Annotated in this window: 16 protein-coding genes, 1 tRNA gene and 1 riboswitch; of the genes, 6 read left to right on the plus strand and 11 right to left on the minus strand. The window is 65.8% G+C overall.

Translation table 11 applies throughout. From position 1 onward, the window contains the following. The first annotated feature begins 23 nt into the window (after positions 1-23). Positions 24-72: riboswitch (SAM-SAH riboswitch) on the plus strand. A 5-nt stretch (positions 73-77) separates the two neighbouring features. Continuing rightward, entirely contained in the window at positions 78-1,244 is a 1,167-nt protein-coding gene (metK, locus tag QPR87_RS03100; RefSeq protein ID WP_011748165.1) for a methionine adenosyltransferase, read from the plus strand. 108 nt (positions 1,245-1,352) lie between these two features. Here metK and QPR87_RS03105 read toward each other — a convergent pair whose 3' ends face one another. Then, positions 1,353-1,979 carry a J domain-containing protein gene (locus QPR87_RS03105; protein ID WP_011748166.1) on the minus strand — a complete coding sequence of 209 codons (627 nt, stop codon included), beginning with the start codon at positions 1,977-1,979 and terminating at the stop codon, positions 1,353-1,355. Between the two features lie 69 nt (positions 1,980-2,048). Between QPR87_RS03105 and QPR87_RS03110 the strand changes: the two genes are divergently transcribed. From QPR87_RS03110 to QPR87_RS03125, 4 genes are all read left to right on the plus strand, one after another. Then, the gene (locus QPR87_RS03110) at positions 2,049-2,300 is read left to right on the plus strand and encodes a BolA family protein (RefSeq protein WP_011748167.1); all 252 of its coding nucleotides are present in this window, start codon (positions 2,049-2,051) and stop codon (positions 2,298-2,300) included. Between the two features lie 81 nt (positions 2,301-2,381). Next, positions 2,382-3,347 (plus strand): class II fructose-bisphosphatase, encoded by a 966-nt coding sequence (gene glpX, locus QPR87_RS03115; protein ID WP_104491892.1) that lies wholly within the window; start codon positions 2,382-2,384, stop codon positions 3,345-3,347. A gap of 51 nt (positions 3,348-3,398) precedes the next feature. After that, positions 3,399-5,141: a single-stranded-DNA-specific exonuclease RecJ gene (recJ, locus tag QPR87_RS03120; RefSeq protein WP_011748169.1), complete on the plus strand. Its 1,743-nt coding sequence runs from the start codon at positions 3,399-3,401 to the stop codon at positions 5,139-5,141. A gap of 121 nt (positions 5,142-5,262) precedes the next feature. Then, positions 5,263-5,337 (plus strand) — tRNA-Glu (locus QPR87_RS03125). Positions 5,338-5,346: 9 nt separating this feature from the next. On the opposite strand, the gene QPR87_RS03130 is transcribed toward QPR87_RS03125, so the two are convergent. The 7 genes from QPR87_RS03130 to QPR87_RS03160 all read right to left on the minus strand — a co-directional run bounded on the left by QPR87_RS03130 (position 5,347) and on the right by QPR87_RS03160 (position 8,225). After that, entirely contained in the window at positions 5,347-6,429 is a 1,083-nt protein-coding gene (locus QPR87_RS03130) for a tyrosine-type recombinase/integrase (RefSeq protein WP_285048273.1), read from the minus strand. Further along, positions 6,416-6,574, minus strand: a complete 159-nt coding sequence (locus QPR87_RS03135; RefSeq protein ID WP_285048274.1) for a hypothetical protein — start codon at positions 6,572-6,574, stop codon at positions 6,416-6,418. The genes QPR87_RS03130 and QPR87_RS03135 overlap by 14 nt, the downstream gene beginning before the upstream one ends. A gap of 169 nt (positions 6,575-6,743) precedes the next feature. Then, positions 6,744-7,214, minus strand: a complete 471-nt coding sequence (locus tag QPR87_RS03140) for a hypothetical protein (protein ID WP_285048275.1) — start codon at positions 7,212-7,214, stop codon at positions 6,744-6,746. Between the two features lie 90 nt (positions 7,215-7,304). Then, entirely contained in the window at positions 7,305-7,502 is a 198-nt protein-coding gene (locus QPR87_RS03145; RefSeq protein ID WP_285048276.1) for a hypothetical protein, read from the minus strand. After that, positions 7,493-7,819, minus strand: coding sequence for a hypothetical protein (locus QPR87_RS03150; protein ID WP_285048277.1), 327 nt, complete (start codon positions 7,817-7,819; stop codon positions 7,493-7,495). The genes QPR87_RS03145 and QPR87_RS03150 overlap by 10 nt, the downstream gene beginning before the upstream one ends. Continuing rightward, positions 7,816-8,034, minus strand: a complete 219-nt coding sequence (locus QPR87_RS03155) for a hypothetical protein (RefSeq protein ID WP_285048278.1) — start codon at positions 8,032-8,034, stop codon at positions 7,816-7,818. The genes QPR87_RS03150 and QPR87_RS03155 overlap by 4 nt, the downstream gene beginning before the upstream one ends. Beyond that, a complete protein-coding gene (locus QPR87_RS03160) occupies positions 8,031-8,225 on the minus strand; it encodes a hypothetical protein (RefSeq protein ID WP_285048279.1) in 195 nt (64 codons plus the stop codon). Before QPR87_RS03160 ends, QPR87_RS03155 begins: the two co-directional genes overlap by 4 nt. A 310-nt stretch (positions 8,226-8,535) precedes the next feature. Here QPR87_RS03160 and QPR87_RS03165 point away from each other — a divergent pair, with 310 nt between their 5' ends. Continuing rightward, the gene (locus QPR87_RS03165; protein ID WP_285048280.1) at positions 8,536-8,790 is read left to right on the plus strand and encodes a hypothetical protein; all 255 of its coding nucleotides are present in this window, start codon (positions 8,536-8,538) and stop codon (positions 8,788-8,790) included. A gap of 198 nt (positions 8,791-8,988) precedes the next feature. On the opposite strand, the gene QPR87_RS03170 is transcribed toward QPR87_RS03165, so the two are convergent. The 3 genes from QPR87_RS03170 to QPR87_RS03180 are packed head-to-tail and all read right to left on the minus strand — an operon-like array spanning position 8,989 to position 11,838. Further along, positions 8,989-10,050, minus strand: coding sequence for a hypothetical protein (locus QPR87_RS03170; RefSeq protein ID WP_285048281.1), 1,062 nt, complete (start codon positions 10,048-10,050; stop codon positions 8,989-8,991). A gap of 1 nt (position 10,051) precedes the next feature. Further along, positions 10,052-10,603: an HK97 family phage prohead protease gene (locus QPR87_RS03175; RefSeq protein WP_285048283.1), complete on the minus strand. Its 552-nt coding sequence runs from the start codon at positions 10,601-10,603 to the stop codon at positions 10,052-10,054. After that, a complete protein-coding gene (locus tag QPR87_RS03180) occupies positions 10,603-11,838 on the minus strand; it encodes a phage major capsid protein (protein ID WP_285048285.1) in 1,236 nt (411 codons plus the stop codon). Before QPR87_RS03180 ends, QPR87_RS03175 begins: the two co-directional genes overlap by 1 nt. Positions 11,839-11,845 lie beyond the last annotated feature (7 nt).

Consider the following 11,845-nt stretch of genomic DNA (forward strand, 5'->3'; position numbering starts at 1 on the left):
GGCGCGTCCACTAACGCTTCCCCTGACCGCCACAACGGCTTCCTGGCGTGGCGGCGTCATTTCAACGGAGCATCTTCATGGCCAGACAGGACTATGTGTTCACCTCGGAATCCGTCTCCGAGGGCCACCCCGACAAATTGTGCGACCAGATCTCGGACGCTGTTCTGGACGCGCTTCTGGCCGAGGACCCGGCCGCCCGCGTCGCCTGCGAGGCCTTCGCCACCACCGGCACGGTCGTGATCGGCGGCGAGATCGGGCTGAGCGACAAGAAAAAGCTTGGCGAATACATGGGCCGCATCGCCGAGATCGCCCGCAACACCATTCGCGACATCGGCTATGAGCAGGAAAAGTTCCACTGGAACACCTGCCATGTCCACAACTACCTGCACGAGCAATCCGCCCATATCAGCCAGGGCGTCGACCGCGACGGCGCGGGCGACCAGGGCATCATGTTCGGCTATGCCGTCGACGAGACCCCGGAACTGATGCCGGCACCGATCCAGTATGCGCACGCGATCCTGCGCCGGCTGGCCGAGGCGCGCAAGTCCGGCGCCGAGCCGACGCTGGGGCCGGATGCGAAATCCCAGCTGAGCCTGCGCTACGAAAACGGCAAGCCGGTCGAGATCACCAGCCTGGTGCTGTCGCACCAGCACAAGGACGAGAGCCAGACCTCGGACGACATCCGCGCCATCGTCGAGCCCTATATCCGCGAGGTCCTGCCCGCCGAATGGCTGACCGAGCGCACGGAATGGTGGGTGAACCCCACGGGCACCTTCGTGATCGGCGGACCCGACGGCGACGCCGGCCTGACCGGGCGCAAGATCATCGTCGACACCTATGGCGGCGCGGCCCCGCATGGCGGCGGCGCCTTTTCGGGCAAGGACCCGACCAAGGTGGATCGCTCGGCCGCCTATGCCGCGCGCTACCTGGCCAAGAACGTCGTCGCGGCCGGGCTGGCGAAGCGCTGCGTGATCCAGCTCAGCTATGCCATCGGCGTGGCGAAGCCCCTGTCGATCTATGCCGACACCTTCGGCACCAGCGAGGTTCCCGAGGCCGAGATCGAGCGCGCCGTCTCGCGGGCCATGGACCTGACACCGCGCGGCATCCGCGAGCATCTGGCGCTTTGCCGCCCGATCTATCGCCGCACCGCCGCCTATGGCCATTTCGGCCGCGCCCCCGATGCCGATGGCGGTTTCTCGTGGGAGCGGACCGATCTCGTCGAGGCGATCAAGCGCGAGCTTTGAGGGCATGGGGGCTTTGCCCCCGCGCGTTCCGCGCTCCCCCAGAGTATTTTCGAAACAGAGAAGGGGCCGCGGGCTTTCGCGGCTCTTTTTCCATGCGGGACCGGGCGCTCAGTCCTTGAAGCTGCGGCTGTCCTTGATCTGGTCCCAGGCCCAGACCACCTCTTGCAGCCGATCCTCGTCCGAGCGGTCGCCGCCGTTCATGTCCGGGTGAAGATCCTTGACCAGGGACTTGTATTGCTTGCGGATCTCGGCGCGGGTCCAGGTCTCCTTGGCCTCCAGGATCTCCAGCGCCCGGCGCTCGGTCGGCGGCAGCTTGCGCGCGGTGCGGGTGCGCAGTTCGGGGTTGGTGCCGTTCGCGCCCAGGATCTCCAGCGGATCGTCGATGCCGTGGCGGGCCCACTTCTGTTCCTGCGCGGCGCGGCCGAAGGGCTTGGTCGGCCGTTCCCAGACCGTGGCATTGTCCAGGAATTCCTGGAACTCCGCCTCGGACTGGCCCTGGAAATAGTTCCAGTTCAGGTTGTATTCGCGCACATGTTCCTTGCAGAACCAATAGTATTCGTCCAGCGCCCGCGGGGATTTCGGCGCGCGATACTGGCCCGGCTGGTTGCAGCCCTCCTTGTCGCATCGCCGCGTCGATGTTTCGAAGGCGCCGGACATGCCGCGCCGGCCCTTGGCCCGGCGTTTCTTGTCCGAGGCCGCGGAAATGTCGAATCCGAACGGGTCGCTGTTGCTCATCTGCCTGCCTTGTCCTGAACGGGACAGGCAGTTTAGGCTATTTCGCGGGACATGAAAGGGGGCAAGCGCATGATTGCCGACGAGATGCGTAAAAGACTGGCCGAACTCCAACCCTTGCGGCTGGAAATCATCGATGAGAGCGAGAACCATCGCGGCCATGGCGGTTGGCGCGAGGGTGGCGAGACGCATTTCCGCATCCGCATGGCCAGCGCCCGTTTTGCGGGGCTGGGCCGTGTCGCGCGCCACCGGCTGGTGCATGCGACCTTGGGCGACATCGTGCCGCGCATCCATGCGTTGGCGCTGGAACTGGCGGAAAACTGACCCGTTAGCGCGCGCAGGCTTGCCGGACCGGGGCACCGGGCGTAGAAGCCCGGAAAGCCAGAAAGCACAAGGAATTTCCGCATGACCTCGCCCAAGGATTTCAACGATCGCATGCTGTCGCTTGGCCTTGCCCGCGTCAGCGAGGCCGCCGCCCATGCCTCGGCGCGGCTGATCGGCCGCGGCGACGAGAAGGCCGCCGACCAGGCCGCCGTGAACGCGATGCGCGAGCAGCTGAACATGCTCGACATCAAGGGCGTCGTCGTCATCGGCGAGGGCGAGCGGGACGAGGCGCCGATGCTGTTCATCGGCGAGGAGGTCGGCACCGGCGCCGGCCCCGCGGTCGACATCGCGCTGGACCCGCTGGAGGGCACCACGCTGACCGCCAAGGACATGCCCAACGCGCTGACCGTGATCGCCATGGCGCCGCGCGGCACGCTGCTGCATGCGCCCGATGTCTACATGGAAAAGCTTGCCATCGGCCCGGGCTATCCCACTGACGTGGTCAGCCTGGACATGTCGCCCTCGGAACGGGTGCGGGCGCTGGCCAAGGCGCGCGGGGTCAAGGACAGCGACATCACCGTCTGCATCCTGGAGCGCCCCCGGCACGAGGACCTGGTGGCCGAGGTGCGCTCGACCGGCGCGGCCATCCGGCTGATCACCGACGGCGACGTGGCCGGCGTGATCCATTGCGCCGAAGCGGAGCTGACCGGCATCGACATGTATATGGGCTCGGGCGGCGCGCCCGAAGGGGTTCTGGCCGCCTCGGCGCTGAAATGCATGGGCGGGCAGATGTGGGGCAAGCTGCTGTTCCGTAACGACGACGAGAAGGGCCGCGCCGCCAAGGCCGGCATCACCGACCTGAACCGCATCTATTCGCGCGACGAGATGGTCACCGCGGACGTGATCTTTGCCGCGACCGGGGTGACGAACGGCTCGATCGTGGCCGGCGTCAAGCGCGAGCCGCATTACCTGCAGACCGAAACCATCCTGATGCGCTCGAAGACCGGCTCGTTGCGGCGCATGATCTATCGCAACCCGATCAAGTAAGCTTGGACGGACGGGCTTGAACAGCAGGCGGTCATGGGGGATGAAGCCCACATGACCGCCTTTCTTTCCGTAGAATCCTCGCTGACCGGCCGCCTCTGGCGCGGTCCCGAAGCCACGCTGGAACGCGCCGCCGAGGCGCTGGCCCAGGACAGCCGCCTGCCCCTGCCCGTCAGCCGGGTGCTGGCCGCGCGGGGCGTGCCCGCGCATGAGGCGCCGCTTTACCTCGACCCCAAGCTGCGCGACCTGCTGCCAGACCCTTCGAGCCTGCGCGACATGGACAAGGCGGCCGAGCGGCTGGTCGCGGCCGTGCTGGCCGGCCAGCGCATCGCCATCTTCGCCGATTACGATGTCGATGGCGGCGCCTCGGCCGCGCTTCTGCTGGACTGGCTGCGCCGGCAGGGCCGCGACGCCACGCTCTATATCCCCGACCGCATCGACGAGGGCTATGGCCCCAACGCCCCTGCCATCGCGTCGCTGTCGCAGGGTCATGACCTGATCATCTGCGTCGACTGCGGCACGCTCAGCCATGAGGCGCTGGCGGCGGCGAGTTGCGATGTGATCGTGCTGGACCACCACCAGGGCGGCGAAACCCTGCCCCCGGTCCTGGCGGTGGTGAACCCGAATCGCGCCGACGAGGACGGCAGCCTTGGCCATCTCTGCGCCGCGGGCGTGGTGTTCCTGACGCTGGTGCGCTGCAACAGCCTGCTGCGCCGGGACGGCCATCCGCAACCCGACCTGATCCCGCTCTTGGACTTGGTGGCGCTGGCGACGGTCGCGGATGTGGCGCCGCTGGTGGGCGTGAACCGCGCCTTCGTGCGGCAGGGACTGCTGGTCATGGCGCGGCGCGAACGTCCGGGCCTGGTGGCGCTGTCGGACGTGGCGCGGCTCGATTCGGCGCCGAACGCCTTTCACCTGGGCTTTCTCCTGGGGCCGCGCATCAATGCCGGCGGCCGGGTCGGGCGTGCCGATCTGGGCGCGTTGTGCCTGTCCTGCACCGACGGCCGGCAGGCCGAGCGGCTGGCGGCCGAACTGGACGTGCTGAACCGCGACCGCCGCGCCATCGAGGCCGCCGTGCGCGACGAGGCGCTGGCCCAGGTCGAGGCCCGCGCCAGCGACAGCCTGGTCGCCTGGGCGGCGGGCGACGGCTGGCATCCCGGCGTCGTCGGCATCGTTGCCGCGCGGGTGAAGGAGGCGACCGGCCTGCCCTCGGTGGTGATCGGGGTAGAGGGCGGCATCGGCAAGGGCTCGGCCCGCTCGGTGCCCGGCGTGGACCTGGGCCGCGCCATCCAGCGCCTTTCGGCCGAGGGGCTGCTGTTGAAGGGCGGCGGGCATGCCATGGCGGCCGGCCTGACAATCGAGGAGGCAAAGATCCCCGCAGCCATGGAGCGCCTGTCGCAGCTTCTGTCGCGCGAAATGGCCGAGCGTCCGGGCGCCGGCGAGCTGCGCATCTCGGGCCTCATGGACCCCGCCGGGGCGACGGTCGAGCTGATGCAGATGCTGGAGCGCGCCGGCCCTTTCGGCCAGGCGGCGCCGGCACCGCGCTTTGCCTTTGCCGAGCAGCTGATCGACAGCGCGGGCGCGATGGGCGACAGCCACCTGCGCCTGCGTTTCCGCAGCCCCGGCAGCCCGGTGCTGGAGGCGGTGGCCTGGGGCGCGATGAACGGCCCGCTGGGTCCCGCGCTGCTGGGCGCCCGCGGCCGCTGCTTCCATCTGGCGGGCAAGCTGGAGCTATCGCAATGGGGCGGTCGCGAGCGGGTGCGGCTGCGTCTGGACGATGCCGCGCCGGTGGGTTGAGGCCCCTGGTTCCAGCCGGAAAAAACTTTATGCCAAGGTGATTTTTCCGCTTGCAGGCCCGCAGCAGAGAACCTAAATACCGCCCCACGCCGCAGGGTACGACCCGGCGGATACGGAAAGTGGCCCGTTCGTCTATCGGTTAGGACGTCAGGTTTTCAACCTGAAAAGAGGGGTTCGACTCCCCTACGGGCTGCCACTTCATCACTTATTCCCCCTTATTTTCAATGGCTTGAGAATTGCGATTGCCCTGCAATTCGTGGAACGAGGGCAATTTGCTCATGCCGCCATCGGCCAGCCGGGCGCGTCCTGCCGCCTTGGTATAGGTCGCAGCTTCGTGCGGAGTCTTGTGCGCGAGGAACGCCATGATCTCGTATTCCGTCGCCCCTGCATAGGCCAAGCGGGTCGCCCCCGCCTTGCGCAATCCGTGCGAAGAACAGTGCGGCAGTCCGGCGGCGATGCATTGATCCTTGAACCAGTTCGCGAAGCTTTCGGGCTTGTAGGGCCGGCCACCGCCATGGTTCAGGAACAGCATCACATCGCGCGGAAGGCCGTCCAGTTCGGCCCATAGCTCGGGCAGGATCGGCAGGTCAGCGGCCTGCCCGGTCTTGCCGCGCCGATATGAGATGCGGCCGGCCTTGATATTCTGCCAGCCCAGCCGGATCACATCCTGGCGCGCTGCCCCGGTGCACAAGATCAGGACCAAGGCCAGGCGTTGCTTGGTGCCGGGGCCGAACCTGTCCAGGAACCGCGAGATTTCATCCTCGGTCCAGGTGTGATAGCCGCTGTCGTTCTCTTTCCGCGCCATGGCCTTCTTTGCCGGGTTGACCATCAGCCATTCCTTGCGGATCGCGAAATTGAACAACGTAGACAGGTTCTTGCGCACCGTATTCGCCGCGCTGGGACCGGCCTTCATCCCCATGATATGTTCGACATGCCGGGTGCGAATATCGTCCAGCGGCCACTTGCCCGCCTCTGCCTTGAGCCAATCGAACTGGCCGCGCAGGGTCTTTTTGCGGATATCCGAAGCGTTCAGATACTGGGCATCGCCCATGAACTGCTCGATCAGCCACCCGAGGGTGCCATAGATCGCGGTCGAGAAAACAGGCTTCTGGGCGCCGCGCAGCAGCGCCTCATACTCGGCCTTGAACTCGTCGGACCCGTAGGGGTGATCGATATAGGCATCGATCACCTTCACGCCGTTGACGTGCTTCTTGAACCGCCAGCGAAGCTTGCCGCGCTGCCAGTTGCGTGACACGCCGGGGAAGCCGCCGCCGTTACGCTTTGCCATGGCGCGCTCCGATCATCTGATCAATCCGGTTGTCGGCGGCGGACACGGTGCCGGCGCGCAGAACCTGAATGGTGCCGTCCGGCGCGATACGGAACTCGCCCGGCTCAAAGCCCGCCGCAAGGGCACCTTTGATCGCGCGGGTCACGTCCGTTTGCTTGAAGGCAGTGCGAGGGTTTGCCATTGATCAACCCTTCGCTTCGCGCTGCGCCTGGATGATGCTATGCCGGTGCATATCTGATTCTCCTAGCGGGTTTCAGGTCGAAGCCGGGGCGGGCGAAGTTTGGCGACCGAGGCCGCCCCGGCTGGTACTATTCTTAGCCGCCCACGACTTTGGCGGCTTCCTCGATCTCGTGAACGATACGGCCACGCAGGTAATGAAAGTTCCAAACCTCGACAGACAGAACGTCCGGCGCATGCGGCCCTTCCCAAGGAATGTGCCGCTCTTTCGGATCAAACTGATCGACGTAATACGACGAACCCATCGAGGGCTTGACGATATAGACCTGATCCGCCTCCGGGTGGGTTTCCAGAAACTGCCGGATAGCGCAGGCTTTATGCCCGGCGCTTTCGGCTTTCATGCCGGCGTCGAGGAACCGTTGATACAGACGCAGAACGATAATGTCGTTCACATCGAAGCTGCGCGCCTTGCCCGGCGTGGTCTTGGGTGCACAGGGGTAGAAACCAGCATGAACCGCCTCGTTGAAACGATCCGGATGGGTGGCTGCGATTTCGCAGGCAAGGGCGGTAGTGGCCCGGTAGTTCGTGGATTTGGGAAAGTCGCTCATAGCTAACCTCTTGATATTTTCCAGAGCTTAACCAAACCTCTTGATATCGTCAAGAGGCGCTGCTGGAATCCGATGACAGCCATGCCCGGCCTAGCCACAGTCAACACCCGCGGACTCAAGGTTCGCTTGGAACTTGTCGGCATAGTTCCGCAACACCCGCACCAGGTTGAGGCAGGCCGGCGTTGCTGCCGGATCAACCTCAACCCGCGCGCAGATCGCCCGAACCTCGGCAGGAGAGGCGTTGAAGATGATGCGCAGGAATTCATCCTCTTGCGGGGTTATGACCATGCCAGATTCTCCGGATTGAGATGGAAGGCCCGATCCTGCACCCACTGGGCTGTCCCTCGATCATATTCACGCCATCGGAAGCTGGCGCCAGTTCCATGCCACCACCGGCCAACTGTGCCTTGCTCATGCCAGTTTTCCGAGAGGTTGACCGAAATCGCGCCAATCTCGGAAGGGGCGATTTCGCGCACCATGCCAAGGATTTCGGCCGCATGGTGGTCGATCCGTTCCTGGATGGTCGGCAAGTTGATATGGGAAGAAGAAGTGGCGCGGGCAGCGATAATGGTCGGTGCAAGGCCAAGGAAAAAGCGCCGCTTCATGCTGCGCCTCCTCGATTGCTCGCTTTCCTCGCGTGGACCAGCGCCCGCGCGTAGGCTACCGGATTGTTCAGTTTGCGCGCGGTCAATGCGGCCCGAGCAGCCTGCAGTTCGGCATCCAGCCGCTCGAAGATCGGTAGAGCTGCAGCGTCCTGCACCACTACCCGCGCCGCGATCAGGTGCGCACGCTCAAGTCGGGCAGCAAATTTGGCGTTCATGCCACGCCCTCCATCAGCTTGCCAACGCGGCGCAGGGCGGCGCGGACGTAGCTGCGGGCCTCGCGCTCGGACTGCGAATAGCCCGAGGGGCGTTCGGTCGCGTCCAGCGCCAAGGTCAGGCAGTCGTGGATTTCGAAGAGGCGGGCGGAAGGCAAGCCGGGATTGTCCCCGGGAATCGGGTTAAGGTGCATTGTCATAGCTCCTAGGCTAAGGTATCAACAATTATTGTGGATACTCGCACCCCAAGGTTGCGTCAACAATTTTTGTGGATATGAAGCCTGCACAAGCACGCGCAGCGCGCGCCCTGATCGGAATGACGCAAGGAACGCTGGCCGAGGCGGCGAGCGTAAGCTTGTCAACCGTGGTGGATTTTGAGCGGGAAAGACGGGCTGTGGCTGAACCGTCAGTCAACGCAATCCGCACTGCTCTCGAAGCGGCCGGCGTGATCTTTATCAACGAAAACGGCGAAGGTCCGGGTGTCAGACTGAGGAAGGATAATCTATGATCGAAATCGGCAAAGACTACCGGCTTGTGATGATCGAGCGCGATGACGATGGATATCACACTGGTTCCATTAGCGTCACTGTAACTGGTCGGGATGGCAACCTGCTGCAAGTAAATGGCTGTGAAGTCATCAACATGGCATCGCCCTTATTTCACTCTTTGATCGATGAGGAAGGACGGCGGGCATACTTCAAAAGGGTGAACGAAAAGTTCGAAGCAAGCCTGTCTGGTGAGGATGGGGACTTCACCTGACGGGAATGGCCGGGGCGCATCAACGTCCCGGCCATGATCAGCCCCGGTTCCGCCATGCTGATCTGCGCCGCGACCGCCGGAGAGACGATCCGCGCCTTGACGGGGTTTGGCTTTCCCAAGCCGGGCACTCGCCGTCTGATCCCAGATGCTTCGCGGTGAACAAGTCGCAAGCCCGCAGGCGCATCCCGCCCTATTTCATCAGTCTGCCCAATCGATGAAGCTCATCACGTCCTTGACGGTGGCCGGGTCCAGCCCGGCCTCTTTGGCCTCGGCCATGGCCTGCAGCATGGTGGCGACGGCGCGGGCCTTGCCGCCGTGGTCGTAAGCCTGCATCGGCCGCACCACGTCGATTGCGACGGTCGCGCCTAGCTTTTCGGTCGCTTCCTCGGCCATCAGGTTAACGATGGGTTGCAGCACCAGCTGCGCCAGGTGGCGCTGCGCCTCGCGCACCAGCGGGCCGGTGGTGGCCGGGTTGGTCAGGCCGGGCAGGATGCCGAACACGTTGTAGATTTCGCCCTTGGCCACGGTCAGAAGCTTGTCGGCCAGCGTCTTGTCGAGCTGGGGCGAAAGCTGGTCGGGTGACTGGCCGATATTCGGGTTCATGCCGGCGGCGGTTGCCTGGGCGGTGCCCTCGATGACAAGGGACGCGCCCCGGTTGCCCCGGAAGCTGCGCCGCATGGTATCCATGTCCTCGGCCGAGCCCTCGGGAACCGGGATGATCTGGCTGCCGATGGGCGCATCGCGGAACACGTCGCGCAACGCCATGGTGATTTCATCCAGCAGGGACGCCGAGAGCTTGGCGCGGGCCAGCGGTGCCGATCCGGCCCAGGGGGTGACGGCATCGCAGCCGATGCGGAAATGCAGCACCTCGGGGGCCAGCACGGTTTCCGAGCGCCCGCCGCCGATCTCGGGCAGGCCGAGGCGATAGGCGCGCGGCTGGCCATAGCGGGTGGACAGATCCCAATCGGTGGCCGGGATCAGCCGGTCGCGGATCAGGAACAGACATTCCCCGCGCAGGGCCAGCGCCCGGGCGCAGATCGCCATGCTGCGCCGGTCCAGCAGGTCGGTGCCGGTCACGTCCGCCAGCGCCAGCCCGCTTTCCCATAGGCTTACCGAGGCCTGAACGGCCGAGGTCAGTTCGGCCAGGCCGGAGCCGCCGGCAATCCACGCCTCCCGCGCCGCCATCAGCGCAGCGGTATAGCCTGGCTGCACGGCGCGGGTTTCGATGGGCTTGCGGCGGAAAATATCCATCAGCCCCATGTCAGAGCCTCCAACGGTTCAGGTGATGCGTGACGATGCGTTCCGCGACCTCGCCCACGGGCTGCCATTCCCGCGCCTCGATCTGGGCTTGCGAATAGGCCGGCCGGGTGACGGCCGAGACCTCGAGGAGATCGGCCGCCGTGATGGTGCGCAGTGTGCCCCCCGCGCGCCGCTCGATCCGCTCGCCGCCGCGGTGGACGCGGAAACCGGGCGACAGGCCACGGATCAGGCCCGAGGCATGGGCGGCAAGGAAGTCCCGCGCCCAGCTGGTCTGGCCGTCAATCGTGGCCTCGATCTGCAAGGCGGTGTCGGTGTCTCGCAGCTGCAAGGTGCCGGCCGCGCGCGATGCCAGCGGGCGGTTGAAGTCATGGCCGGCCAGCAGGTGGATATCCTCGTCCCGCTCGATCCGGTCTGCGAAGGCGCGGGCGGCGATAACCTCATACCGCCCGGCTGCCAGTTCGGTTTCCGCGCCATAAGGGAACGTCGCCCGAAGGCGGGTTGCCCCGCCCTCGCTGCGCAGTTCCAGCGCCCCGAGTGACGCCCCCCACAGCATCAGGGTTCCCCGATGCCGGTCAGGATGCGAGTCTGCATCCCACGCGGCACGGTAAAATCGGCCGTGACCAGCGCCGTCAGCACCAGCTGGCCAGATTGCGCCTTGGTGTAGGGATCGCGGATCAGGTCCACGCCGCCGTAGATGCCGAGATAGCCCGGCGCGATGCCCTGCACGGTCGCGGTCAGGATCGCGGTTTCATCGGGGATCACATTGCTGATCGCCGGGCTGGCAATGTGCTTGGTCAGGCGGTCCCATTCCGAAACGGCGGTGCCGGTGATCAGCGCATCATCCAGCTCGGCCCAGATCGCCGGGCCAAAACCCAGATTGACCTGGCTGGCCGAGGTGATCGCGTTGGCCTGCATGAAGGCCACCACCTGCGCCCGGAATGCCGCCCAGGTCGCGGCCGCGCCAACGGCGGTCGAGGCGATGCCATAGGTCGCCGCGCCGGGGATGATGCCCAGAGGCTGGCCGGCCGCGCCGCTGCCGTTGATCACCACCCGGTCAAGCTCGGTGCCGATCACCGCGTTCAGGTCGCGGCGGATGGCCGATTCCAGCCCTTCGCCCGCCTGTTTCAGCGCCTTGCGGCTGATGATCATCTGCGCCCCGCCGGTCTGGTCGGGGTTCAGGCTGCGTTCCGAGGTCTGGTATTCCGAGGCCGCGCCGACATTGCCCAGCTCGGTGGTCTGCCAGCCGAACACCGCGCCGGCGGTCGCAACCGGGAATTCCAGCTCGCCCGAGGTGATGTTGATCGACTGGACGCCGAGGCGCGAGGCCACCGAAGCCGGGAAAAGCCGGTCGATCACCGGGCGGATGGTTTTCGGGTTGATCTGGTCGGCCGCGACGGTTTCGCCCGCGCGGGTTTCCAGCGCCGCCAGCGGGACCGGGACGCCCTGATAGCCGCCCTTGCTGCGCAGTTCCTCAACGACCTCCTTGGTCGCGCCCGACAGCGCCCGGCCTTCGTCGATGGCAAGGGCGACCTGGCGCAGCTCGAAGCGGCCGACCAGTTCGGCATATTCCCGGTCGGAGCGGGTTTCCAGTTCCTCGCCCGCCTCGCGGCGTTCGGTATCTTCCGCGATCAGCGCAGCGCGATACCGGGTTTCGTTGGCGCGATATTCCGCGTCCAGCGTCTCCATGGAGCGGGTTTCGTCCTCGGTCGGGCTTTCCTTGCCCACCAGACCCGCCAGAGCCTGCCGGATTTCCGACTGGCGACGGGCGATTTTGACACTATCCAGCATGTGATAC

This window comes from Paracoccus sp. SSJ (assembly GCF_030234105.1).
Taxonomy (GTDB): Bacteria; Pseudomonadota; Alphaproteobacteria; order Rhodobacterales; family Rhodobacteraceae; genus Paracoccus; species Paracoccus denitrificans.

What these genes read in the sequence shown, in the direction of transcription:
- QPR87_RS03145 (WP_285048276.1), bottom strand. Translation starts at nt 7,502, where the DNA reads ATGGTCATAACCCCGCAAGAGGATGAATTCCTGCGCATCATCTTCAAC.
- metK (WP_011748165.1), top strand. Translation starts at nt 78, where the DNA reads ATGGCCAGACAGGACTATGTGTTCACCTCGGAATCCGTCTCCGAGGGC.
- QPR87_RS03175 (WP_285048283.1), bottom strand. Translation starts at nt 10,603, where the DNA reads ATGCTGTGGGGGGCGTCACTCGGGGCGCTGGAACTGCGCAGCGAGGGC.
- QPR87_RS03180 (WP_285048285.1), bottom strand. Translation starts at nt 11,838, where the DNA reads ATGCTGGATAGTGTCAAAATCGCCCGTCGCCAGTCGGAAATCCGGCAG.
- QPR87_RS03160 (WP_285048279.1), bottom strand. Translation starts at nt 8,225, where the DNA reads ATGCACCTTAACCCGATTCCCGGGGACAATCCCGGCTTGCCTTCCGCC.
- glpX (WP_104491892.1), top strand. Translation starts at nt 2,382, where the DNA reads ATGACCTCGCCCAAGGATTTCAACGATCGCATGCTGTCGCTTGGCCTT.
- QPR87_RS03165 (WP_285048280.1), top strand. Translation starts at nt 8,536, where the DNA reads ATGATCGAAATCGGCAAAGACTACCGGCTTGTGATGATCGAGCGCGAT.
- QPR87_RS03170 (WP_285048281.1), bottom strand. Translation starts at nt 10,050, where the DNA reads ATGGGGCTGATGGATATTTTCCGCCGCAAGCCCATCGAAACCCGCGCC.
- recJ (WP_011748169.1), top strand. Translation starts at nt 3,399, where the DNA reads ATGACCGCCTTTCTTTCCGTAGAATCCTCGCTGACCGGCCGCCTCTGG.
- QPR87_RS03105 (WP_011748166.1), bottom strand. Translation starts at nt 1,979, where the DNA reads ATGAGCAACAGCGACCCGTTCGGATTCGACATTTCCGCGGCCTCGGAC.
- QPR87_RS03140 (WP_285048275.1), bottom strand. Translation starts at nt 7,214, where the DNA reads ATGAGCGACTTTCCCAAATCCACGAACTACCGGGCCACTACCGCCCTT.
- QPR87_RS03130 (WP_285048273.1), bottom strand. Translation starts at nt 6,429, where the DNA reads ATGGCAAAGCGTAACGGCGGCGGCTTCCCCGGCGTGTCACGCAACTGG.
- QPR87_RS03110 (WP_011748167.1), top strand. Translation starts at nt 2,049, where the DNA reads ATGATTGCCGACGAGATGCGTAAAAGACTGGCCGAACTCCAACCCTTG.
- QPR87_RS03150 (WP_285048277.1), bottom strand. Translation starts at nt 7,819, where the DNA reads ATGAAGCGGCGCTTTTTCCTTGGCCTTGCACCGACCATTATCGCTGCC.
- QPR87_RS03155 (WP_285048278.1), bottom strand. Translation starts at nt 8,034, where the DNA reads ATGAACGCCAAATTTGCTGCCCGACTTGAGCGTGCGCACCTGATCGCG.